We start from the raw sequence: 23,585 nt of genomic DNA, 5'->3' as shown, positions 1-23,585 counted from the left end.
AACTTGATTTAACTTCTTTGCTTAATTCAAGCTTTTAGAAAGGTACTGGGGGGGGGTAGATATAATTCCTCCATCCTCTTTGATCATTGCTACGGTCTTTTACGTATTCACGTAACCTTGAACTAGACCGGATCAACCCGAACTCCACCGGCTTTTGAGAAGGTGAAATTCGGGTTGAAGAAATACCAAACCGGTTTTGCTTTTATCCTAGAGTCGGGCGTCTTTTAAATGAAGCTGCCAAAAACAGGACTGACATAACCAGAAACAGGTTGAGCAGGCTGCTTTGAGTCGTATTTCGGGTTCCCGAGATTGCGCACCCTCCGTCATCTGGAGTTTCCATCTCCGGCGTCTCCGTTTCCGGTGTCTCCATTTCTGGTGTCTCCGATCCTAAGTAAAGTCCAGAACCAAAGATGAAGATTTGACTGGGATTAAAGGGATTAGGAAAGGGTTCGACATAACCCAACTTGGGCGAGGAACCGCCGGCGCCACCGCCGGGGGCTTCGTCTCCTTCTATAGCCGGATCGTCCCAATCATAATTGACAAAGCGCTCGTCTTCCTCTGTTTTCTTTGACGCTTCTATGAGTCTTTCAATAATGTCAACCAGGGTCTGGTTCTGGCCTCGCAGCAGATTTGTCTGCTCAATATTTCTGTTTCCCCCGTTAAAGATCACGTTGCCTTCGTCATCCATGATCCAGATGTAGGTCGATACGTGTCTCCAAGGTCCATCCTCGGCCCTGAAGAGCTTCCGTGTTTTTACTAGATCGATTTCGGGATCCTCCAGAGCTCTGCCGAAGAAATCAATCGCCGCTTTCACGAACATTTTCAGTTCTTCCCTGGTATCGACCTCCTCGGCTGTTATGGAGGGGGTTATTGTCTCGGCGCCGGGCAGTTGTTCATAGGGAATTTTGTCAACCTCGGGCTGCAGGTCGAAACCGCCGATCAGGATATAAGGCTGCATGGTGAAGGGATCGGTAAACGGGATCGCGTAGCTTCTCTTGTCTCCGTCGTTGTAGTAGTCGACAAACCCTCCAGTCAGGAGTGGCGCGTTTAGAAAGCCCTGTCCAACCATGTTCCCCCGGTCGTCTTCAAGCATGGACCAGTCCTCATCTTCAAGCTCCCTGTTGTCCATGTGGGCTTGTACGCCGCCGCCGCCCGTAAGAAGAACAAGGTATGTGGAACCGTCATTCCAGTCCCCAATCTTCCTGAACTCGTCAACGAGTTCGGTTGCTTCTGCAAAGGTCGTGACCCGCGCAAGATGAGCTGCCGCGTGTCCTACAAAAGTTGGTAAATTTGACCTGTCCGCGGTTACATCCGAGGCGGTTGAAGTTAGAGGTATAGGTGAAGGAGGGGAATGAGGATCATCTTGATGTGCAAAGGCCGGGAACATGTAGGAAAAAACGCCGAGCAGCCCCAGCACGGAACAGAAAAAAACCATTAGCCTTAAACTTTTCATAATATTCTCCTTTTTGCCTGAGTTAGGTGAATTTTGAATTCGCCCAAGCATTTTTCCGCATTATATCATAAATACTGGATGATCCTGTTTCTAATAGGAGTTTCTTTAAAAGCCGGGTCAGAGTCAGGACTTTTTCTGAATCTCCCTGCTGCTTCTTTGTACCCGAACCCGCAGTAGTCTATTGGGGCTGGTTGTGATTTTCGCTCTGAAATTGACCGGTATGGCGGAAGCTGACTGTAGGGGCCGATCAATTATTGAAAAAATCGACACGGATTTACGTCATGTAGGCATATGCACTGATGTACGTCTCCTCATGAATCAAGTTGAACAGTAAACAAGCGGGCACCGAACCTCCGCAAACTCATCATGCTGGAGTCTTTATTTTTTGTAGAGGTTGGTTATCGGGAAGCGACGGTCCTTTCCGAAGGCAAGGGACGTTATTTTTATCCCTGGAGCGCTCTGCCTTCTTTTGTATTCGTTGGTGTTAACCATTCTGATTACTCTCCGCACGACGCTTCTTTTCTCCCCGAGCTTTACTATGTCGTCGACCCCGAGGCCGTCTTCCACATAGGCTTTCAGTATCCTGTCGAGCGTGTCGTATTCGGGAAGCGAGTCGATGTCTTTCTGGTCGGGGCAAAGTTCGGCTGAAGGGGGTTTTTCAATTACTGATTTTGGTATTATCTGCTTTCCCCGAAGACGGTTGTAATAATGGGAAAGTTCGTAAACCATGGTTTTGGGCACGTCCTTTATCACCGCGAATCCCCCTGACATATCGCCGTAGAGGGTAGAATAGCCGACCGCGAGTTCACTTTTGTTCGATGTGGCAAGCACGAGCCACCCGAACTTGTTTGAAAGCGCCATGAGGATATTTCCTCTTATCCTCGCTTGGATGTTCTCTTCCGTTACGTCTGACTCCATTCCGGAGAAAAACTCGGCGAACATTTCCTCGTAGCACCTGAAGACGTCTTCTATGGGAATGCTTAAAAGTTCGATTCCGAGATTGTGCGCGAGCTTTTTCGCATCAGTGACGCTTCCCTTGGAACTGTACATTGAAGGCATGGAAACTCCGACGACTTTTGAGGGTCCGACGGCTTCTGTGGCAATGACGGTTGTAAGCGAAGAATCTATCCCGCCGCTTAACCCAATCACCACCTTTTCAAAGCCGTTTTTTCTTATGTAATCCCCGGTGCCGAGAACAAGTGCCGAGAAGGCGCATTTTAGAGGATCTCCAGAAGGATCAGTCTGTTTCCCCGGGATTTTCACTTTCCGCTTTGTTTTCGTAGTCTTAAGCGTGAATGTTTCGAGCTGGTTTTCCTCGAAGGAAAGTTCGTATCTTGTCTTTCTTATGGTCGGAGTGTTAAGCCTTGATTTGTAAACCCTTTCGGTGTTAACGTCGCAGACCAGCAGGTCTTCTTCAAAGTGTCGCGCAGTGGCGACGATGTTGCCTTTTTCATCTATGAACATGCTGTTTCCATCAAACACAAGCTCGTCCTGCCCGCCGACCATGTTGCAGTAGGCTATTATTGTGTTGTAGTCAACCGCCCTTGTGGCGAGCATCCTTTCCCTAGCTAGAGGTTTCCCCATGTAGTAGGGTGAAGCCGAGAGGTTGAATATGATCTGGGCGTTTCCTAGCAGAACCTGGCTTCTTATAGGTTCTCCGGGATACCATATGTCCTCGCAGATCGTGACCCCGAAAGTCATTTTTCCCATGGAGTAAACGGGAAACCGTCTTTCTGACTGGAAATAGCGGTTCTCGTCGAACACTCCGTAATTGGGAAGGCGGAGTTTGTGGTATACGTCGATTAGCTCCCCTCTCTGGATTACGGCTGCCGAGTTGAATATGTCATCCTTTTTATCGACAAAGCCCACTATGACGACCATGTTGTCCGGACAGCACTTCTTTATTTCGTCAAGCGCCCGGATGTTGTCGTCGATGAACTCAGGTTTAAGAAGGAGATCCTCGGGGGGATAGCCGGTCACGGAAAGCTCGGGGAAACACAAAATGTCTATATCGAGACCTCGCGCCGCCTCGATCACTTTGGTTATTTTCTTCGTATTTCCGGTTATGTTCCCCACGCTCGGGTTGATCTGGGAGAGCCCGGTCCGCAACTGTTTCATCTGAAAACTATACTTGTAACCGCAGGATATTTCGAGAATTCTACGGCTTGCAGACTTAAGGGAGACTCTGACTAAGCAAGCCTAAAAGACAGGTAAACGATATTTGCGGCGAAGTGAAAGAAGACGCTTGACCAGATGTTTCCGGTTCTCATGTACAGATACCCCATGACAAGCGAAGGGAAAAAGGTGAGGACGTTCTGCGCGCAGTAGCTCCCACCGGAGAATACGCAGATCACGAGAAGATGCGCCAAGGCAAAAAGCACGCTTGCCGCAATAATCGCACCCCATCCGCCGCCGAGAGTTCTCTGAAGGTATCCCCTGAAGAAAAACTCCTCGGGAAACGCTATAACTACAAGGTGCGTGAGCACGAAAAGTGCCGTCGGTTCAACGAACTTGACCGTTTTTCCCAAGTAGGCTGAAAAAAGATATAGGCAGACCAGGTAGGAGAAAAGCACCGCAATAGAAATTACCGCTCCCCGAACCAGTCCCCGCGGATCAAACCTCAAAACATCCACCGCGCCGCGGTCAAGCAGGAACGGAACCCAGAGCATGAACCCCGCCGAGAGCAAAAGGGCGTACTCACGGCCAATCGCGGCTCTTGAGATTATGATCGCCGCTATCACCACCCCGTAGGCGGCAAACGGTATCGCAAGGTTTTTCGAAAGAAGTCGTTTCACGGAACCGAGTTTTTTTCTTGAGCGGGAGTTCCGACTATAATACTTGAATATCGCGCAAAAGGGGTGCTTTATCTGCATGGAAATTTCGAGAATAAGAAAACATCTTCAGGCGGAAAAAGTTGGCGAGCAGCTTTTTGTTTTCAATGAGTTAGGTTCCACAAATGACGTCCTGCGTGAACTCGTAGCGGAAGGCTCAGACGCGGACGGAACGGTAGTGGTCTCCGATTCGCAGACCGGGGGTAGGGGACGGCTTGGGCGAAAGTGGGTATCTCCCGGGGGCATGAATCTTTATCTCTCCGCCTTGTTTCGCCCGGAGGTATCCCCGCAGAGATCCTCCGTCTTTACCTTCCTTGCGTCCTGCGCCCTTGTCGAGGTTTTCTCAACTTACGGAGTAGACGCCGAGATAAAGTGGCCGAACGATATTCTTGTTGGCGGAAAGAAGATTTCGGGGGTGCTCACGGAACTTGGAACCTCCGGCGGCGCTATCGACTATCTTGTGATCGGCATCGGGGTTAATCTCAATTTGCCCGAGGAATTCATCCGCCGCGAAATGGAGGATATTTCAGAGAAAACCACCTCTCTTTCTATACTCCTCGGAGAGGAAGTTAACAGGGAGAAGTTCTGCGCGGAGCTTATTAACACCCTTGACCGGTTCTACGGGGAGTTTCGTCGCCGCGGGACAGGGGCGATTGTGGATACGTGGATCGAGATGTGGGGATTTCTGGGAAAGGAGATATCCGTAGACGTCTCGGGAGAGGTTGTAAGCGGAGTCGTGGAACGCGTCGATGCAAATGGATTTCTTTATCTGAGAACGGATGAAGGCGACCTTCGCAAGGTGATTACGGGAGATACGGTTTTTTAGAGCACCTCGATTATCTCGTGGCGAAGCCTGCGCATCAGGTCCATCCATTCGTTTATCGTCTCCTCGGGTTCGTCGCTTACGTCTTTTTTTATGACTATTCCGTAGACCCTGGGTTCTACGGCGCATTTCCCATATTTTTCTGCGACGATGGAGCCGAATCTGTAGAGTATGTCGAGAGCCTTTCTGTTCTTTCCCTCGAACCTGCTCACGAGGACCATCTCGGAGGAAAAACCCTCGAATATCCTGTTCCACAAAGTCGCGCTTGACTCCATGTGGAAAGAGAGGATTATGCTTTCAGGGTCTTTTTTCTCTTTGATTTTCTGGGGATTAATTGCCATCTTTCCTTGTTTATTATAACCGTGGGAGGTGCGTGTGCGGAGTTTCGGATTTATGTTATAATTGTACGATGGCGTCTGAAGAGGTTGCTTACGCCGGCATCAGCTCTCGCGTTGTTTTTTCATAACAACACAACAGGCGGACAGTTATATGAATTTTAAGAAACTTCCCGAAAAAAGGGGACTTTACGACCCTGCGTTTGAACACGATTCCTGCGGAATAGGATTCGTTGTTAACGTTAAGGGCGTCAGGTCGAATTCCATAATCCGCGATGCTATAATCGTCCTAAAAAACTTGGAGCACCGCGGGGCCTGCGGATGCGAGCCGAACACGGGAGACGGTGCCGGAATACTGTTCCAGAAACCCCACGCGTTTTTCGTCGATGCCTTGGAATCTGAGGGAATCACTCTCCCGTCAGAAGAGGATTACGGAGTCGGAATGATATTTCTCTCTCCGGATCCATCTGTTGAGAAGAAAACGAAAAAGAGACTTGAGGATATAGTCACCGAGGAAGGCCAGAGCATTTTGGGCTGGCGGACCGTTCCGACCGACAATTCCTCTCTGGGCGCGACCGCTCTAGGGTGTGAGCCCGGGATAAGGCAGATATTCATCGGCCGGGGAGACGGGACCCCCGTCGGGGACGATTTTGAGAGAAGGCTCTACATAATAAGAAAGCGCGCGGAGAACGAAATAAAGACCGCGGGGAGCGACGAGCATTTTTACGTGACGAGCCTTTCATCGAGGACAATAGTTTACAAGGGAATGCTTGTTACCTGGCAGCTTGTGCCCTATTTCCCGGACCTCATGTCTGATCTCATGGAAAGTGCAATAGCGCTTGTGCACTCGCGTTTCAGCACGAACACGTTTCCGAGCTGGGACAGAGCTCACCCTTACAGATACGTGATACATAACGGCGAGATAAACACGCTTCGTGGGAACATAAACTGGATGCACTCAAGGCAGGCCGTTTTGGAATCCGAGTTCTACGGCGACGACATAGAAAAAATCTTCCCGGTGATAGCTCCCGAGGGAAGCGATTCCGCCTCTTTCGATAATGCGATGGAATTTCTTTGCCTGTCGGGCTACTCCATAGAGCATGCCGTGATGATGATGATTCCCGAACCGTGGTCAAAGCACGAGAGCATGTCCGAGGAGAAAAAGGATTTCTACAGGTTTCACAGTTGCCTTATGGAACCCTGGGATGGTCCTGCTTCCATAGCTTTTACAGACGGCGAGAAAGTGGGAGCGGTGCTTGACAGAAACGGGCTTCGTCCCACGAGATATTACGTTACCAAGGACGACACCGTGGTGCTGGGTTCAGAAGTGGGAGTCCTCGACATACCGCCCGAGAGGGTGAGCTACAAGGGTCGCCTGCTCCCGGGAAGGATGCTTCTTATAGACACGCGTGAAGGCCGCATCGTTGGCGACACGGAACTCAAGGAGAGACTTTCAACGGAAAAACCCTACGGAAAGTGGCTCAGGGAAAACATGGAGAGCTTCTCCGGGATTATGGAAGGAGAGCCGGCGGAGACTCCGCCCGAGTATGACTCCGAAACGCTTCTTACGAGGCAGAGGGTTTTCGGCTACACCTTCGAGGATCTGCGCATTCTTCTGGGTCCGATGTCGAAAAACGCGGTCGAACCTGTGGGTGCCATGGGAGTCGATACCCCGCTTGCGGCGCTTTCTGACGAATCGAAGCTTCTTTACAACTATTTCAAGCAGATGTTCGCTCAGGTCACAAATCCCGCTATTGACGCCATACGCGAGGAACTTATAACCGGGACCATGGTCACGCTGGGCAAGACGGCCAACATACTCCGTCCCGAGGCGAAAAGCTCCGAGAAATTAGAACTTGAGACCCCGTTTCTTACGAACCCGGAAATCGAAAAACTGAAAACCGTTCGCGGGGAGAAGTTCCGCTGCGAAGTAATCCCCACCCTTTTTGATCCTAAAAAGGGAGATGAGGGGCTAGAGGAGGCGCTCTCCGGGATATTCGCCCGCGCCGATGAACTCATAGAAAAGGGTGCCAACATCCTGGTTCTCTCGGACAGGGACTTTGATGCTGAGAACGCCCCCATTCCCGCCTTGCTGGCGGTCTCGGGGCTTCACCACCACCTGATAAAAAACGGAAACAGGATGCGCGCGGCGCTCGTTGTTGAATCGGGCGAGCCGAGGGAGACTCATCACATGGCGCTTCTTATAGGCTACGGCGCAAGCGCCGTCGCCCCCTACATGGCTTACGAGACCCTAAACGGCATGATCCACCAGAATATGCTTGTGGGCATATCTTACGAGGAAGCGGTCTCCGGGTACGTGAAGAGTCTCGTGAAGGGCATAGTGAAAATAATGTCCAAAATAGGTATTTCCACGGTGCAAAGCTACCACGGGGCCCAGATATTCGAGGCCCTCGGGCTAAATACCGAGTTTGTCGGGAAATACTTCACTTGGACGGCTTCCCGTATACAGGGAGTGGGAATTGACGTTATAGCGGAGGAATCGATAAAACGTCACTCCAAGGCTTACGCGGAAAGGGATGTTGAGACCGCGACGCTTGAGACCGGAGGGGTTTACAGGTGGAGACCCGACGGAGAGCGTCACATGTACCACCCGCGCACAGTGCACAAGCTTCAGGAAGCCTGCCAGACGAGAAGCTACGAGAAATTCAAGGAATACACGAAGCTTGCAAACGACGAGGAAAAGGAACATTTTACCCTCCGCGGCCTGATGGAGCTTAAGTACTCGGACAATCCCGTGCCGCTTGACGAGGTGGAGTCGGTCGAGAGCATATGCAGGAGGTTCAAGACGGGGGCTATGTCCTACGGGGCGATAAGCAAGGAGGCCCACGAAAGCCTTGCCATCGCGATGAACCGAATAGGAGCCAAGAGCAACACGGGCGAGGGGGGAGAAGATTCAGACAGATATACCCCCGATCCGAACGGGGATCTCAGAAGAAGCGCCATAAAGCAGGTTGCTTCCGGCCGTTTCGGCGTCACGAGCGAATACCTGGTGAACTCGGACGAGATACAGATAAAGATAGCCCAGGGAGCGAAGCCGGGTGAAGGCGGACAGCTTCCCGGGAGAAAAGTTTACCCGTGGATAGCCAAGGTGAGACTCTCGACTCCGGGAGTGGGCCTCATATCGCCTCCCCCGCACCACGACATCTACTCGATCGAGGATCTGGCGCAACTCATCTACGATCTTAAAAACGCGAACAAGCACGCGAGGATAAACGTCAAGCTGGTTTCCGAGGTCGGCGTCGGTACCATAGCCGCCGGCGTGGCGAAGGGTCATGCGGACGTGATACTCATAAGCGGAACCTCTGGGGGAACGGGAGCATCCCCGCAAAGCAGCATACACCACGCGGGACTTCCCTGGGAACTGGGCATAGCCGAGACGCATCAGACGCTTGTTCTTAATAACCTTAGAAGCAGGGTGGTTCTTGAGACGGACGGTCAGATGAAAACCGGAAGGGATGTGGCCATCGCGGCACTTCTGGGTGCCGAGGAGTACGGGTTTTCCACGGCTCCGCTCATAGTTCTCGGATGCATAATGATGAGGGTCTGCCATCTTGACACCTGTCCCGTGGGAGTTGCCACGCAAAACCCCGAGCTTCGAAAGAAATACACTGGAGATCCGGCGCACGTGGTAGATTTCATGCGTTTTGTCGCCACTGAGTTCCGCGAAATAATGGCGAAGATGGGCTTCCGGACTGTAAACGAGATGATAGGCAGAACGGACTGCCTCGAGATGAGAGAATCGCTTGATCACTGGAAGGCCAAAGGCATAGATGTAAGCAGCATCCTTTTCCGTCCCGAAGTTCCCGAGGACTGGGGAACCTACTGCCAGATCGAACAGGACCACGGCATACAGAACTCTCTTGACGAAACTGTCCTGATGGATATATGCCGCCCGACGATTGAAAAGGGAGAGAAGGTCCGCGCCGATGTCCCCATAAAGAATGTTAACAGAACTGTAGGGACCATAGTTGGAAGCGAGCTTACGAGAAGATACGGCCTTGACGGGCTTGAGGAGGATACGATAAGGCTTCATTTCTCTGGTTCGGCGGGTCAAAGCTTTGGAGCCTTCGTTCCCAAGAGCATGACGCTTATTCTCGAGGGTGACTCGAACGACTATACGGGAAAGGGGCTTTCTGGAGGGAAAATGATCATTTATCCGCCGAAGGAGTCCACCTTCGTTGCGGAGGAGAATATAATAATCGGGAACGTAGCGTTCTACGGTGCCACCGGAGGGGAAGCCTATGTGAGAGGTGTTGCCGGGGAGAGGTTCTGCGTGAGAAACAGCGGAGTCCGCGCCGTGGTGGAGGCTGTCGGGGATCATTGCTGCGAATACATGACCGGGGGCCGCGTTGCGGTGCTGGGTTCGACCGGGAGGAATTTTGCGGCCGGGATGTCGGGCGGCATGGCGTATGTTTACGATCCCGAGGGGGGTTTCCACGGAAGGTGCAATACCGAATCCGTGTTCCTTGAATTCGTGGAGGAGAATGACGAAGCGGAACTTCTTGGGATGATAAGGAACCATCTTGAGTACACTGGAAGCGAGATAGCGCGGCGGATATTGGAGAACTGGTCCGGGAGTCTTCCCAGATTCGTTAAGGTAATACCGAAAGACTACAAGAGAATGCTCGAGCACATAAACCGCGCGCAACAGAGCGGTCTTTCGGGTGACGAAGCCCTTATGGCGGCTTTTGAGGAAAACAAACGAGATCTCGCGCGCGTAAGCGGAAACTGACACGGAAGCTCTGACGGAGGAGAAGTTTTTCAATGGGTGATCCCACAGGTTTTATGAATTATAAAAGGAAGCTCGGGCCTGACAGGGATCCTGCCCGCAGAATCGCCGACTGGGACGAGTTTCACGGCCATCTCCCCGAAAAAGAACTTGCCACTCAGGGTGCAAGGTGCATGGACTGCGGGGTCCCCTTCTGCCAGACGGGCCAGATAATCGGCGGCATGACCGCGGGATGCCCCATAAACAACCTTATACCCGAGTGGAACGACCTGATTTATTCGGGACTCTGGAGAGAGGCTCTCGAGAGACTTCATAAGACGAACAATTTCCCCGAGTTCACGGGCCGGATATGCCCCGCTCCCTGCGAGGGGTCGTGCGTTCTGGGCATTAACGAGCCCGCGGTCACCATAAAAAGCATAGAGTGCGCCATAGTCGACAGGGGTTTTGAGGAAGGATGGATAACCCCCGAGCCCCCCGAGATCAGAACCGGGAAGAAAGTCGCCGTCATAGGCTCCGGGCCCGCGGGACTTTCCTGCGCCGCGCAACTTAACAAGGCGGGACACATGGTCACCGTGTTTGAGAGGGACGACCGCATCGGCGGACTGCTCATGTATGGAATTCCCAACCCCCACCTCGACAAGAAGATAGTCGACCGCCGCGTCGATATACTCGCAGAGGAGGGAATCGAGTTCGTCACCAACACGGAAGTGGGAAAGGATATCGACGGAAACGAACTCGTAGAGAACTTTGACGCGGTCGTGATATGCACGGGAGCTACAAAGCCCAGGGATCTTCCGATAGAGGGAAGGGACCTTGACGGAATCCACTTTGCTATGGAGTTCCTGAGGGCCAACACGAAGAGCCTTCTTGACAGTGGGCTCGCCGACGGCCGCTACATCTCCGCCGCGGACAAGGACGTTATCATTCTCGGGGGCGGCGACACCGGAACCGACTGCGTCGCGACATCCATGAGACACAGATGCAGGAGCCTTCTTCAGTTCGAAATACTTCCCAAGCCTCCGCTCGAAAGGGCTGCGGATAACCCGTGGCCGCAATGGCCTAGGGTGTACAGGCTTGATTACGGCCAACAGGAGGCCATGGCGGTTTTCGGAGAAGATCCGAGAAGGTACCAGGTTCTTACCAAAAGATTCGCAGGAGACGCAGAGGGCAGGGTGGCGGAACTTGAGACCGTACGCATTGAGTGGTACATGGGGGATGACGGAAGGATGGCTTTTCGGGAAGTTGAGGGTTCCGAGCAGAAATGGCCATGCGGGCTAGTGCTTTTGGCCCTCGGATTCTTGGGACCCGAACAGGAACTCCTCCAGCAGATGAATATCCATACCGACGAACGCTCAAACGCCATGGCGGAATACGGAAAGTACATGACGAATGTCGAGGGAGTTTTCGCCGCGGGGGACTCGCGCAGGGGGCAAAGCCTTGTGGTGTGGGCTATAAACGAGGGAAGAGAAGCCGCAAGAGAGTGCGACAGGTATCTTATGGGGTCAACCGATCTTCCATAAATAGGCTAAACCCGCTGCGAGGAGGAATTTCCAGATGGCCTTCGCTGATCCTAAAGAACAATTAAAGGTAATAAGACGGGGAACCGAGGCGATAATTCCCGAAGAGGAGCTTCTTTTGAAGCTCGAAGCTTCAAGAGAGAACGACCGTCCCCTGAAGGTAAAGGCAGGGTTTGACCCCACCTCCCCCGACCTGCATCTGGGTCACGGGATAATCCTCAAGAAACTCCGCGATTTTCAGACTCTGGGCCACGAGGTTCTTTTCCTGATAGGGGATTTCACCGCCTACATAGGAGACCCCTCCGGCAGGAGCGAAACCCGCCCTTCGATTTCAAAAGAGGAGATAATCAAGAATTCAAGGACCTACGAACGTCAGGTTTTCAAGGTCCTTGACAGAAAAAAGACCCAGATTCTTTCAAACTCCCGCTGGCTCAGCAACCTCGATCCAGAAGAGTTCCTCGGGCTTACCTCTCTGGTTAACGTATCGCGGATGCTTGACCGGGATGATTTCTCAAAGAGATACAGGGAGGGAGTGTCCATTTCCCTCAGGGAGTTCATATATCCCTTGGTGCAGGCGTACGACTCGGTGCAGATGCACTGCGACGTTGAACTTGGCGGTACGGATCAGACCTTCAACATACTGCTCGGCCGCGATTTCCAGAGACATTACGGACAATCTCCGCAGGTAGGAGTCTTTCTTCCAATACTTGAGGGAACAGATGGGGTAAAGAAGATGTCAAAGTCACTTGGAAACTATATAGGTCTTGACGAATCTCCACAGGATATATACGGGAAAATGATGTCGATTTCTGACGACCTTATGTGGAGATACTATCTTCTTTTAAGCACCTGCAATGAAAAAAAGATACGAAAATTAAGAACCGAGCATCCCATGGACGCGAAAAAAGGGCTTGCCAGGGAAATCGTTTCTTGGCTCCATGACACCCAGAGTGCCCTTGAAGCCGAACGGGATTTTGAAACCAAGTTCTCAAAGAGATCTTTTCCAGAAGACGCAAAGGAAAAGGACTATGTTGCCGGCTCCCGAAAGATAGTTGATCTTGTTATAGGGGTGTCCGATTCCGTCAGCACTAAAGGGGAGGCTAAAAGGCTCATATCTCAGGGAGGACTTGTCATAGACGGAGAGAAGTACACCGATCCGAATTCGGAATTTCCCGATAAAGCTGCTTTCGAGGTTAAAATCGGAAAAAAAGAGTTCCTGAAAGTCGTTATCAAGTAATCAGGCCCGGTTTTTCTTTTTTCCGGATGATTCTGCCCGTATCGAACCTGTCTACGCGAGAACAGGGAAAGGAAGCGAGTCAGCCTGTAAGCCGAGTTCTGTCAAGTACGGTCATCCATCTGAGATACCTGTTGCCAGAATACCTTAAGCGACTACCCGAAAACCAGGACGGGCCGCCCTGACCGGACAGTTGTCCGGGTGTTTTCCTATTTGTCTTTCTTCGGGCGGGGTTTACCTTGCCTCCTCCATCACTTTCGGAGCGGTGGTCTCTTACACCACCTTTTCACCCTTACCGGGACGCCTGCGGCGCCCAGGCGGTATACTTTCTGCTGCACTTTCCGTTGTCTCGCGACACCTGGTCGTTAACCAGCGCCCTGCCCTGTGAAGCTCGGACTTTCCTCCCGCGTACAAGCCGCGGGCGACCGCACGGCCGACTCGCTAACCGTTAAAATATCTGTCGATCGCCTCGTTCGCAAGACTGTCGGCTTCTGCGTTCTTCTCTCTGGGGATATATTCTATATCGAGTGCCGGAAGCGAGGAAGCAAGTTTTTTCGCTTCCGAGTGAAGAATTCTGAGTTTCGGATCCTTTACTTTCCAGAGCCCGTTCATCTGGCTTGCCACAAGCTGGGAGTCGGTGTGGATTTTCACCTTGGGGCTGGCTTCAGCCACGAGATAACCTAGGGCCTTTATCAGCGCCTTGTATTCCGCCTCGTTGTTCGTCCCCCTGCCGATATACTCCCTTATTTCCTCTCTTGTTCCGTCCGTGCGGACCACAAGAACCCCGATGCCGGATTCTCCCGGGTTTCCCCTTGACGCTCCGTCTACATAGACTTTGGTTGTTTGGGACATGTTTTCAGCTTCTGCACGTCAGTTAGAAAGAATAGTTCGCATTCAAAAGGATATTACTCAATCCTCAGATGTTAAGCTGCCTGTAGAAGCCATAAGCATCAGACTTGATGAAGAAATGAACAACATAAACGAGATTTGTCAATCATAAAAAGATAGACATTAATGCTTGCCCGGGAGCTGCTTCATCAAGTAGAGTCTGATTTTGCTTATGGTTAGCACTTTTTTCCCCGTCGCTATTTTTTCGGTGGGGGTGGCGGAGATGGTTTCGGCTTTGTTATTTCTCCGGGTTTGTTCTGCACCCATTTCTTGGAGTATTCTCCGTATGTACTAATTGAAGATCCCTTCATGCGTTTCCTTCCGGGGTATGGGTTCTCCTCTCTTGCCATAATTTATTTCTCTCTCGCAATCTCGCGGTAGCCGTCTGGGCGGCTACGGGTTTGTGTAAAGAATTTTCTTGCAGTTCGGGCATTGGACCAGTTCTGTCTGTTTCAGTATTTCGTTGTAGAGCTGAGGCGGAATGTTTATGTTGCAGCTTGTGCATTGCTCGTTTTCGGCAAGCGCGAGCGCCCTGCCGTTTCTTTTGAAGATTCTTTCGTAAAGCGGAAGTACTTTGGGGTCTATGGTGGACAGGATTTCACTTTTTTCACGCTCCGCCGGTTCGCGGGAAATCTCGAGTTCTTCGATCCTTTTTTCTTTTTCCGCGATCTGCCCCGCGTATTGCTCTTTTAGAGTCGCGTAGTTTTCCTTTTCTTCGGCAAGTGTCGCCTCGGTCTCTTCGATTTCCCCCATTACCGAGATCGTGCGGTCTTCTATCTCGAGGTTTTCTTTTCTGGTATCGGTTATTTCCTTCTGAAGTGCCTCGTATTCCTTGTGGGTCTTTATGGCAAACAGCCTTTCCTCGGATTTTTTTATGGATTCCTGATTGGAGCGAAGAGAGGATTCAAGACCGTCTCTTTGCGCCTTGAGTTCCGAGAGAGAGGTTTCCTTGAGATTTATCGATTCTTCTTTTTCAAGGAGGTCTTTTTTAAGGTCGTCGATTTCGTTTGGGTATCTTTCGAGCCCTTCCGCTAACTCTCTGATTCTTAAGTCAACTGTCTGAAGTTTCTGCAGGCTTTCAATATGCTGTTCCATAGTTCCTTACTTCAGGTGAAGCAGTCCCGAGCGATTTTTATGGAGAAAAATGGTATTCGGGGGCTTTTGGAAGGAGTTGCTTCGGCTTTCTTTGTATTGACCTTCATGGTCTGTGTTTCTCAATTCTGGGCCCACCCGGACTCGAACCAGGGACCGACGGATTATGAGTCCGCTGCTCTAACCAACTGAGCTATGGGCCCTAATAAAACTAGGCAACAGAATATAGTTAATCGAATTTTTTTGTCAAATTATCGGTATGGTTCAAAAAGCTCCCGTTGAACTTTGAAATGCACCACTCCTAAAAACACGGGTTGAGCCGTTTTAAGGGGCGCGTGTTTAAAAGGGCCAAGCGACAAAGATAATTTCTTGAGGCAGCGAACAACAGGTTATCCAATGCCATATAAGCTACTTAGCCCGGGATTTGTGTTCGTGGAGAGAGTGATTCCCGGAATCTCGGTGTTGTTGTGGAATCTGAGAGTTGTATTGGATTTCTTTGAGGAAAAGCTTCGTCGTGTTGCGGGTCTGAGATAAGACAAACCGGGGTTTGTGGGCAATGACTTCTTCGCTCGGGCTTGCCCTCGCCGCGAAGTCATTGCCCCTTGTCCATTGCCATACTAAACTACTACTGAAAGAAGATTGTCTGAGTCAGTGGTGTACTTCGGAGTCCAAGTGATGCAGGAAAAAACGGTGCGGCAGCCGATTGATTCAATGAAGAAAGAAAACGGAAAGGACTCACAGGGACAGACAAGTTTTATTGTTTCCCTGTTCCATCCCCGGGGTCCGAACGAACCCACTTGGAAATACCTTCCTCTTGTGCTCGCGCTCGGTTTCATCGCACGCGCAACCGTGGCGCTTTCGACCGATTTCGTACTGCATCCGGACGAAATCATGCAGTACTTGGAACCGGCGCACCTGCTAGCCTTCGGAAACGGCGTAAGCTACTGGGAGTATTTCTACGGCGCCCGCTCGTGGCTCGTGCCCGGTGTGGTTGCCGGGGTACTCAAGCTGTTTGACCTTATCGGGCTCGGGGAACCGGTCTGGTATGTGGGAGGGGTAAAGCTTTTCTTCTGCGCGGTGTCGCTTCTGGTTCCGGCGGGAATGTACTTTTTCACGCGGCGATATTTCAGCGAAAACGCGGCTAGGGTGGCGCTTGTGTCCGGCGCATTCTGGTATGAACTGGTGGCCTTTGCACACAAGCCGATGACGGAGTTTGTGGCTGTCGCCCTGCTGATGGTCGCGTTTGCGCTTTGCATTCGAGGGAACGGGGAGAGATCTTCGGGGAGAAACGAGGTCCTTGTGACAGGTCTCGCGGTTCTGGCGGCGGCCGTGCGGGTTCACTACGCGCCGCTTGCGCTCGTGCCACTGGGAGTTATCTTTCTCAGAACCAGAAACAAGGTTCGGCTTGCACTCCTCGCGGTCGCGGTACTCCTCGTGGTCGGCATGTTCGACGCGGTCACTTGGAACGGCGCCCTGTTTCACTCCTATTTTACCAATCTGCGTTATAACCTCATTTGGGGCGAAGCTGTCGCGGGCTCAACCCCTCCCCCTTACCAGTTTTTCTCCTGGATTATGATAGCAAGCGGTGGGTTAAGCGTGCTCTGCGCGGCGGCGCTGCTTGATCTTCGACGCTACTGGTTTTTGCTTGCGTCAATCTCCTTGGTCCTTTTGCCCCATTCCCTGCAGACGCACAAGGAATACCGTTTCGTCTTCGCGGTCACTCCTCTCTGGCTTATGATCGGTTCGGACATCGTGGTGCGGATTACGAACAGGGCGAGGCAGGCGCAGGTGACCGCGGGAGTGGCGGCCGTAGCGTTCTCGATCGTTTCCGCAGCCGGAATTCTAAACGCGCTTCCCCATCAGGACCGCATCTACAGGAGCTACGCGACAGGCAGCTCGGGAATCTCGGGAGTCGTTAGGTTCATTCGCGATCAGGATCCGGTTTTCTCAGCCTACCGCTATCTTGCCCGCACTCCCGGAGTCGCCGCGGTCTGGCACATTGACCGCTACTATGCCGCTCTGCCCGCCTACTACTACCTGCACCGTGAAATACCGTTCTATGACGACGCCAGGGGATCGGCAAATTTAAAGAACTTGGAAGCGGTTTTCTCCTCGGTAACGCACATAGTGTCCGAGGACCCCAGGATCTCCCTTCCCGGCTACTCGCTTGAGCGAGAATTCGGTAGCGTACGGATTCTGCGACGCAACGCGGACAAGCCACAGGTCCGCGAATGGGAAAACTATAATCCGATCATCGTCAACAAGTTGGTAAAATCAATAATAAAACGCATGGACCCGGACGCCCCGGACGCCCCGGCAAACAGCGGAATCCGCTTTGCGGTCCGCAAAACGGCAGAACCTTAGTTTATTCCCAGTGAGACATTTGCGCTTTTGAATGTACACATATAGAGCAAGGGCAAATGCCTCATGATTCAGAAAATGTAAAAGGCGTTTTTCAGGTTCCCTGAGTTCACCGGAAAACAAGAAGATTTTCGCTTCTGGGATCCCATGAACCCCTTACTTTAAATACCGACGAGAGAAGCTTTTCGGAAAACACGCGCGACGGTTCTCCCAAGGCTGCGACTCGTCCATTCTCAAGTACAAGGATCCTTTCGCAGAACTTGCTCGCAAGATCAAGGTCGTGGAGAACGGCCACGACCCCTTTTTCTTCTTGCGCTAGCGACTCGAGCAGTTCCATGAGGGCGAACTTGTGGTGTATGTCAAGGTGGGAGGATGGCTCGTCAAGGAAAATAAAATCGGTCCCCTGCGCAAGAACCCTTGCGATCGACACTCTTTGCTGCTCTCCTCCCGAGAGTGTCGTTACTTTTCTTCGAGAAAAACCCTCTAGGTCCACAAGCGAAAGGCAATCCTCGGCGCGCTTTATATCTTCTTTGCTTTCGCTTTCGAGGATTCCCAGGTACGGATACCTTCCCGTAAGTACTACCTCAAGCACGCTCAGCGGAAAATCGAAATACGAGGTTTGAGGGAGAAACGATATTTTTTTGTAAAGCTCTTTTGCTTCGTATTCCGAGATATTTTCTCCGTCAAGCAGGATGCGGCCTCCGGTGGGATTGATTATACGGGCAAGAAGCCTGAGAAGCGTGGATTTCCCCGCGCCGTTGGGGCCGACTATGCCCAGAAGCTCGTTTCTTTTGATCTCGAAGCTTACGTTCTCAACTATGGTTTTTCCGTTTACTCCGTAACTGAGTCCCGATGTTTTTAAGGGTTCTCTTTGCATTCTACGCAATTTCTCTCCCGCTGAAATTTCGCCTCAGCAGAAACACGAAGAAAGGAACTCCGATGAAGGAAGTGATTATCCCGAGACGAAGTTCCTGAGGGCTCATGACGGTTCTTGCTATAAGGTCCGCTACGGGCAGAAATATGGCTCCGGCAATAAAACTTGCGGGCAGGAGCCGGCGATGATCTACTCCGATCAGCAATCTTATTGAGTGCGGAATTATAAGTCCGACGAACCCCACGATGCCGCTTACCGCCACGCTTGCTCCAACTATTAGGGAACTCAGGACTATGAGATGCTTGGTCGTTTTCTCTATGTCGATACCGACGGTCTTCGCTGTCTCGTAGCCTAGAAGTCTTGCGTTCAGGTTCTTAGCGTAAAAAAGCAGCATGACCGAGGCGGCAAGCACGGGAACCGCTGCCATTGCGAAATGCGTCCAGGTGCGCGAGTCGACTCCGCCCATTATCCAGAAAAGCATTTCCTTCATTGACCACGCGTTTGACACCGAAAGCACGAAAGTCGTGAGAGAGACAAAAAGCGTTCCCAGCGCTACCCCGCAGAGAAGAAGCGTCGTATTCTCGACAAACCCCCTGTAACGTGATATTCCGTAGACTGCGTATGCCGTGAGAAGCGTGCCTGCAAACGCCGCGAGAGGGAGCAGAAGAAACCACTGCTGATGAATGCCGGTGTAGATAACGAGAACGGCGAAAAAAGCCCCTCCGCTTGACCAGCCCAGTATTCCAGGTTCAGCCAGGGGGTTTCTGAACATCGCCTGCATTACCGCTCCCACAATTGAGAGTCCTCCTCCTATGGTGGCGGCGAGAAGAACCCTGGGTAGCCTGATGTTCCAGACGATAAGTTCCTGTGATTTTTCGATTCCCGCTCCGGTATCAAGCCACAGCAGCTTGCCGGCTATCACGCTGATTACCTTGTCAAACGGAACGCTCACCGCCCCGAGCGATACGCACACGACGACGGTCAACAGAAGCAGGGAGGCAAGTACTGCGTATACGGAAAGCGTTTTCTTACCGGTCGGCATTGTTCTCTGCTCTGAATATCAGGTTCACCAGATCAACTACCCCCTGCGCCGCGTAATGAGACGCGGCGTCTAGATGTTTTCCCGCGACGACTATGATCTTTTTGTCTCTGAAGGCGGAATTTTTGAACATCTGGCCCGCAAAATCCGGGTGAGATGGATTATAACTACTTGTAAGCACCAGGTCAGGGTTGTTCTGGATTACGTATTCGGCAGATATGTTGCTGTATCCGCTTAGCCCGAGGCGTGCCGGGAGGTTTATGGCTCCGGAACTTTCTATTATATCGTTTATGGTTGAGTGGTTGCCGACCGTGAACCCCGGAGCTCCGTAGAAAAGAACCGTCGGGGCTTTTACGTGAGGCGGAATCTTTGCTCTGGCATCCGCGATCCGGGTTTCCATTTCTTTCACGAGGTTTTTCGCCGCGGCTTCCTCGCAGACAGCCTCTCCAACCAGTTCTATATTCTTTTTTATGCTCTCAAGAGAGACGATTTCGTGGAGCACCAGTACTTTTATTCCCGCCGCCTCAAGATGCGCGCGTATGTTCGGGTTGGTGTGACCCGCGACTATCACGAGATCCGGAGATTTTGAGATTACCTGCTCGAGATTCGCCTGGACCTGGGGAATTCCCCGCGCTTTTTCAACGATATTTGAGATCAGCGGGTCGGTCGAGAAACAGGTAAGCGCAGCTATTTTCTTTCTGTCGCCGATTATATCGACCAGGATTTCATCTGAAGCCAAAGTGAGCGATATTATGTTTTCTGGGCAGGGCGGTTTTGCCAGGCACGCAACTGGCGCGGCGAAGAGGGCGAACAGGAACGCCGCGAACAGATTTTTGATGCTCACCTTGGGAATCAGGCTTTTCCTTACGGGTTCAGGATGACTTTTCCGAACTGCTGGCGGTCTTCGAGAATTTTCTGCGCCGCCGTCGCCTCGCTCAGGTGAAACCTGCTGTGTATCGAAGGTTTCAGGGCACCTTCCTCGGCAAGCTGCGCGACTTTCTCGAAGTGTTCCGCCCGGGCGTTAAACACCGTTACTCCCAGTACGGAGAGATCTTTCATAATAAGCGGTCCGAGGGCCGCTTCCGTGGCGCCGCCTCCAGCAACTCCGATCAGCAGAAGTTTTCCCCCGGGGGCCAGATACTGCGTGTTCTCTTTCCACACCGAAGCTCCCACGGGATCGAAGATCATGTTTATCTTATGCGTTTTTGTAATTTTCTTCAGCTCCTCTCCGAGATCCGAGGAGTTATAGTTTATGGTGACGTCGGCTCCGATCTCTTCTGCCTTCTCAAGTTTTTCGTCGCTTCCCGCGGTAGCTATCACGAAGGAATCGAAAAGCTTGGCTACCTGGATCGCGGCGCTTCCCGTTCCGCTTCCCGCCGCGTGCACAAGCACCGTTTCTCCCCTGGCGATATTCCCCCTTTCGCAGAAGCCGTACCAAGCGGTGACATAGCATGTTGGAAGGGTCGCCGCATCGTCAAAGGAGAGTTCTTCGGGAATCGATACCACGTTAGATGAAGGTATCTTTACGTATTCAGCGAATCCTCCGTGGAGATTGACCCCGACTATCTCAAGTCCTCTTTCCGATCGCACGGCCGGCATGATCATTACCCGATCGCCCGTTTCCACGTCAGATACGTCATCGCTTTTCTCGCAGACAATGCCCGCCGCGTCCACTCCCCCCACATGCGGCAGGGGCACCGGACGGGGCGATTTTCCGCTTCTGAGCCTGAGGTCAACGAAGTTTATAGAGGAGGATTTCACCTCTACAAGGACTTCTCCCGGTCCAAGTTCCGGCTTGCTTACCTCTTCGTACTTAAGAACATCCGTTTCTCCGAATTCGTGATATATAATCGCTTTCATTGTTGAGAACTCCTCTGGAATACTTGCTGCAATTAAGGTACTTGGCTTTGCGGGTTTGGCAATAACGGGAGCTGTGCTTTTAATGGCGCCGAGAACCCGGCAAGTGGCGGACGTCTTGGGGGCTCGGCACGATCAAGGGCCTTTACAGAACGGGGGCGGGAAATAAAAAGCCGCCGAAAAGAAGCCATGCTACGATCAGAGTCCAGATGACGTTCATTCCCTGCGCTATGAGGAACGCACAGGCGGGTCGGCCTTCTTCCATGCTTATCAGGGCGGAAAAACGGGTCTCAAGACCTATACAGACAAATGCGAGGGCGAACCACCAGCCTCGAAGTCCCTTCATAAGATCCTTGGTCTGCGAAACAAGATCGTCTCCGATGGCGAAGGAAAAAAGAAGCGATGCCGCCATGAAACCCAGAATGAACTTCGGGAAGCGCTCCCAGATCACCCCCACCGACGGCTTTATTCCTTCATCTTTGCCCTGGCGGAACGTCCACCAGAGAGAAAGAGCAAACGCCGCCAGACCCAGCATGGCGTTCTGCGAAAACTTCACTACCACGGCGGCGTTCATCGCTGACTCTCCCACCAGTTCCCCGGCAGCCACCACGGCTCCGGTGGTATCAATTGTTCCTCCGACCCATGCCCCTCCGATAACCGCGGGAATCTGGAACTGTTCTATTGCCCAGGGCATGATCAGCATCATGGGGACGGCTACTATGAGGACGAGAGATGTTACGTAGGAGAGCTTCTTTCTGTCTCCGCCTATGGCTCCGCAGGCCGCAATGGCGGCAGAGACTCCGCAGATGGAAACGGCCGTTGAGAGCATGGCGGCGAACTCCGAATCCACTGCGAACTTCCTGCAGATCCAGTAGCAGGCATACCAGATGACAAGGACGACTAGCAGGGCCTGCAGAATTCCCGCCAACCCCGCAGAGAGTATCTTGCCGAACAGAATGCCGGAGCCCAGAATTATAAGCCCGATCTTGATGTAGTACTCGGTGCGGACCGCCTCCCGGAAGCGGTCGGGGAAAATATTGCCGACTAGCATTCCGATGAAAAGGGCGAAGATGACATAGCTTACGCCCCACTCCCTGGCCACTGCGTTTCCGGCGAGGAGCTTGGATGCCCATGCGAGAGCAAATACCATGGGGAAACCCGCCGCGTAGCGGGTGACCGATCCGCCAATCAGGCGGACGCCGACGCTTGAGAGAAGCAGGAAGGCCACGCCCAGCGAAAGGGAAAGAGAGATGTTCTCTGCGCTTAAAACTTTGCCCGCGGAATCGGGAGTCCACGAAAACTCGGGAAGAGAAAGATGGGGGAAAGCAAGCCCGAGGGCTATAAGGACGAAGGCCGGTCCGAAAACCACCCAGTCTTCGGAGAGTCCGCGGCTTTTCTCGGAGGAATCTGCGGTTTCGTTTTCCATGAAAGTAAGATTGACACGAACTCCCGGTTTTTCAACATTTCTCTGCTGACCTCAGTGTGGGGAAGTATTCGTCGACCATTTTCCTTTTCGCAAGCTTCAGGGCGCGACGAATTTCCCGGTCCACGGGCTGCGGCTGTTTTCGCGGGCTCTGCCCGGGGATTCAGGATTTTAATCCGTTGTCGCTATCGGTAAAATTTATGGTAGAAGAAATGGGTTACTTGGCTTCAGGAAGCCCCATCAGGCGGCTCAGGTTTTCTCGTAGTTGCGCTTTGAGGGTTGGTTTGTCATGAGTTCTGAAAAAAAGAGATGGCAATACAGGTTCGACAATTTCAGCCGGCCTTATTTTCTGCTGAGAGAGGCCGTGGAGAGAGACAAGGCCGGGGAACTGGACCAGCTCGCAAAAGAAGGCATGATCAAGCGGTTTGAACTCTGTATTGAACTTGCCTGGAAGACGATGAAGGACTATCTTGAGAGTCAGAACATGGTATTCGGTCAAGTCACCCCCAGGGCAGTCTTAAAGGAATCTATAGCGGGAAATTTAGTATCAGGCGGAGAAGGCTGGATGAGCGCACTTGACGCGCACAACAAGCTGAGTCGCACCTATGATTTTAAAAAGTTCGAAGCTGTGATAGAGCAAATACATGCAAGATACCTTGACTGTATCGGCGGGCTGTACGAGAAATTGTCCGAGGCTTATATGGAGATTAATGATGGCTGACCATGGACTGAGTGAAAAACAGGTGAATCTGATCGGGAGCATCATAACGGAGTTTGCCCCCGCCGTTGAGTCTGTATCAATCTTTGTGTATCAATCTTTGGTTCAAGGGCAACGGGGTCTCACCGAAGCTGTTCTGATATAGACATGGTTCTTTACGGCGATATCGAGGAGCGTACGGTTGACCGTCTGTGGGCATGTTTTCATGAAAGCAGTCTTCCTTACAAGGTTGATCTTGTGGGCTACAACCTGGTGGAATATCCGCCCTTGAAAGCTCATATCGACAAGTCTGCCAAGGTTTTGCTTACAGAAGAGAAGTTACGACAGTTCCGGTAAGGATTAAGCTGACGGCCTTTGGGATAAGCTTTACGTAACCTGTCTATTTGCCAT

At 52.0% G+C, this 23,585-nt stretch carries 18 protein-coding genes, 1 tRNA gene and 1 other RNA gene; 7 read left to right on the top strand and 13 right to left on the bottom strand.

What is annotated here, in order from left to right:
- Positions 1-202: 202 nt before the first annotated feature.
- From OXG10_01545 to OXG10_01535, 3 genes are all read right to left on the bottom strand, one after another.
- Positions 203-1,453: a cache domain-containing protein gene (locus OXG10_01545; protein MCY3826051.1), complete on the bottom strand. Its 1,251-nt coding sequence runs from the start codon at positions 1,451-1,453 to the stop codon at positions 203-205.
- 378 nt (positions 1,454-1,831) lie between these two features.
- Positions 1,832-3,571 carry an NAD+ synthase gene (locus OXG10_01540; GenBank protein MCY3826050.1) on the bottom strand — a complete coding sequence of 580 codons (1,740 nt, stop codon included), beginning with the start codon at positions 3,569-3,571 and terminating at the stop codon, positions 1,832-1,834.
- A 71-nt stretch (positions 3,572-3,642) separates the two neighbouring features.
- Positions 3,643-4,248: a CPBP family intramembrane metalloprotease gene (locus OXG10_01535; protein ID MCY3826049.1), complete on the bottom strand. Its 606-nt coding sequence runs from the start codon at positions 4,246-4,248 to the stop codon at positions 3,643-3,645.
- A gap of 76 nt (positions 4,249-4,324) precedes the next feature.
- Between OXG10_01535 and OXG10_01530 the strand changes: the two genes are divergently transcribed.
- Positions 4,325-5,110 carry a biotin--[acetyl-CoA-carboxylase] ligase gene (locus OXG10_01530; protein ID MCY3826048.1) on the top strand — a complete coding sequence of 262 codons (786 nt, stop codon included), beginning with the start codon at positions 4,325-4,327 and terminating at the stop codon, positions 5,108-5,110.
- On the opposite strand, the gene OXG10_01525 is transcribed toward OXG10_01530, so the two are convergent.
- Complete coding sequence (locus OXG10_01525) at positions 5,107-5,448, bottom strand: hypothetical protein (protein MCY3826047.1); 342 nt, start codon at positions 5,446-5,448, stop codon at positions 5,107-5,109. The genes OXG10_01530 and OXG10_01525 overlap by 4 nt on opposite strands.
- Positions 5,449-5,596: 148 nt before the next feature.
- Here OXG10_01525 and gltB point away from each other — a divergent pair, with 148 nt between their 5' ends.
- From gltB to tyrS, 3 genes are read left to right on the top strand one after another with little or no spacing between them, the layout of a single operon-like run.
- Complete coding sequence (gene gltB / locus OXG10_01520) at positions 5,597-10,195, top strand: glutamate synthase large subunit (protein ID MCY3826046.1); 4,599 nt, start codon at positions 5,597-5,599, stop codon at positions 10,193-10,195.
- A gap of 32 nt (positions 10,196-10,227) precedes the next feature.
- Positions 10,228-11,712: a glutamate synthase subunit beta gene (locus OXG10_01515; GenBank protein MCY3826045.1), complete on the top strand. Its 1,485-nt coding sequence runs from the start codon at positions 10,228-10,230 to the stop codon at positions 11,710-11,712.
- 34 nt (positions 11,713-11,746) lie between these two features.
- Positions 11,747-12,946 carry a tyrosine--tRNA ligase gene (gene tyrS / locus OXG10_01510; protein ID MCY3826044.1) on the top strand — a complete coding sequence of 400 codons (1,200 nt, stop codon included), beginning with the start codon at positions 11,747-11,749 and terminating at the stop codon, positions 12,944-12,946.
- A 71-nt stretch (positions 12,947-13,017) separates the two neighbouring features.
- Here tyrS and rnpB read toward each other — a convergent pair.
- The 4 genes from rnpB to OXG10_01490 form a co-directional block, all read right to left on the bottom strand.
- An RNA gene (rnpB, locus tag OXG10_01505) (RNase P RNA component class A) lies at positions 13,018-13,384 on the bottom strand.
- Entirely contained in the window at positions 13,385-13,795 is a 411-nt protein-coding gene (locus tag OXG10_01500; GenBank protein MCY3826043.1) for a ribonuclease HI family protein, read from the bottom strand.
- Positions 13,796-14,224: 429 nt separating this feature from the next.
- A complete protein-coding gene (locus OXG10_01495) occupies positions 14,225-14,926 on the bottom strand; it encodes a C4-type zinc ribbon domain-containing protein (protein ID MCY3826042.1) in 702 nt (233 codons plus the stop codon).
- Positions 14,927-15,052: 126 nt separating this feature from the next.
- A tRNA-Ile gene (locus OXG10_01490) sits at positions 15,053-15,126 on the bottom strand.
- A gap of 472 nt (positions 15,127-15,598) precedes the next feature.
- Between OXG10_01490 and OXG10_01485 the strand changes: the two genes are divergently transcribed.
- Positions 15,599-17,287, top strand: a complete 1,689-nt coding sequence (locus OXG10_01485) for a hypothetical protein (protein MCY3826041.1) — start codon at positions 15,599-15,601, stop codon at positions 17,285-17,287.
- A gap of 106 nt (positions 17,288-17,393) precedes the next feature.
- Here the strand turns inward: OXG10_01485 and OXG10_01480 are convergent, their stop codons facing one another.
- From OXG10_01480 to OXG10_01460, 5 genes are all read right to left on the bottom strand, one after another.
- Complete coding sequence (locus OXG10_01480; protein MCY3826040.1) at positions 17,394-18,161, bottom strand: ABC transporter ATP-binding protein; 768 nt, start codon at positions 18,159-18,161, stop codon at positions 17,394-17,396.
- Between the two features lies 1 nt (position 18,162).
- A complete protein-coding gene (locus OXG10_01475) occupies positions 18,163-19,200 on the bottom strand; it encodes an iron ABC transporter permease (GenBank protein ID MCY3826039.1) in 1,038 nt (345 codons plus the stop codon).
- Positions 19,187-20,041, bottom strand: coding sequence for an ABC transporter substrate-binding protein (locus OXG10_01470; protein ID MCY3826038.1), 855 nt, complete (start codon positions 20,039-20,041; stop codon positions 19,187-19,189). The genes OXG10_01475 and OXG10_01470 overlap by 14 nt, the downstream gene beginning before the upstream one ends.
- Positions 20,042-20,061: 20 nt before the next feature.
- Positions 20,062-21,057, bottom strand: a complete 996-nt coding sequence (locus tag OXG10_01465) for a zinc-binding dehydrogenase (protein ID MCY3826037.1) — start codon at positions 21,055-21,057, stop codon at positions 20,062-20,064.
- A 142-nt stretch (positions 21,058-21,199) separates the two neighbouring features.
- The gene (locus tag OXG10_01460; protein MCY3826036.1) at positions 21,200-22,480 is read right to left on the bottom strand and encodes a putative sulfate exporter family transporter; all 1,281 of its coding nucleotides are present in this window, start codon (positions 22,478-22,480) and stop codon (positions 21,200-21,202) included.
- A gap of 286 nt (positions 22,481-22,766) precedes the next feature.
- On the opposite strand from OXG10_01460, the gene OXG10_01455 reads away from it, so the two are divergent.
- Together OXG10_01455 and OXG10_01450 are read left to right on the top strand one after the other, a co-directional pair.
- Entirely contained in the window at positions 22,767-23,198 is a 432-nt protein-coding gene (locus OXG10_01455; protein MCY3826035.1) for a nucleotidyltransferase substrate binding protein, read from the top strand.
- Between the two features lie 93 nt (positions 23,199-23,291).
- Positions 23,292-23,531: a nucleotidyltransferase domain-containing protein gene (locus OXG10_01450; GenBank protein ID MCY3826034.1), complete on the top strand. Its 240-nt coding sequence runs from the start codon at positions 23,292-23,294 to the stop codon at positions 23,529-23,531.
- Positions 23,532-23,585: the final 54 nt, after the last annotated feature.

The organism is Candidatus Dadabacteria bacterium, assembly GCA_026706695.1.
GTDB lineage: Bacteria > Desulfobacterota_D > UBA1144 > Nemesobacterales > Nemesobacteraceae > Nemesobacter.
The sequence above is the reverse complement of the archived record's forward strand: the minus strand, read 5'-3'. Positions and strand labels throughout refer to the sequence as shown.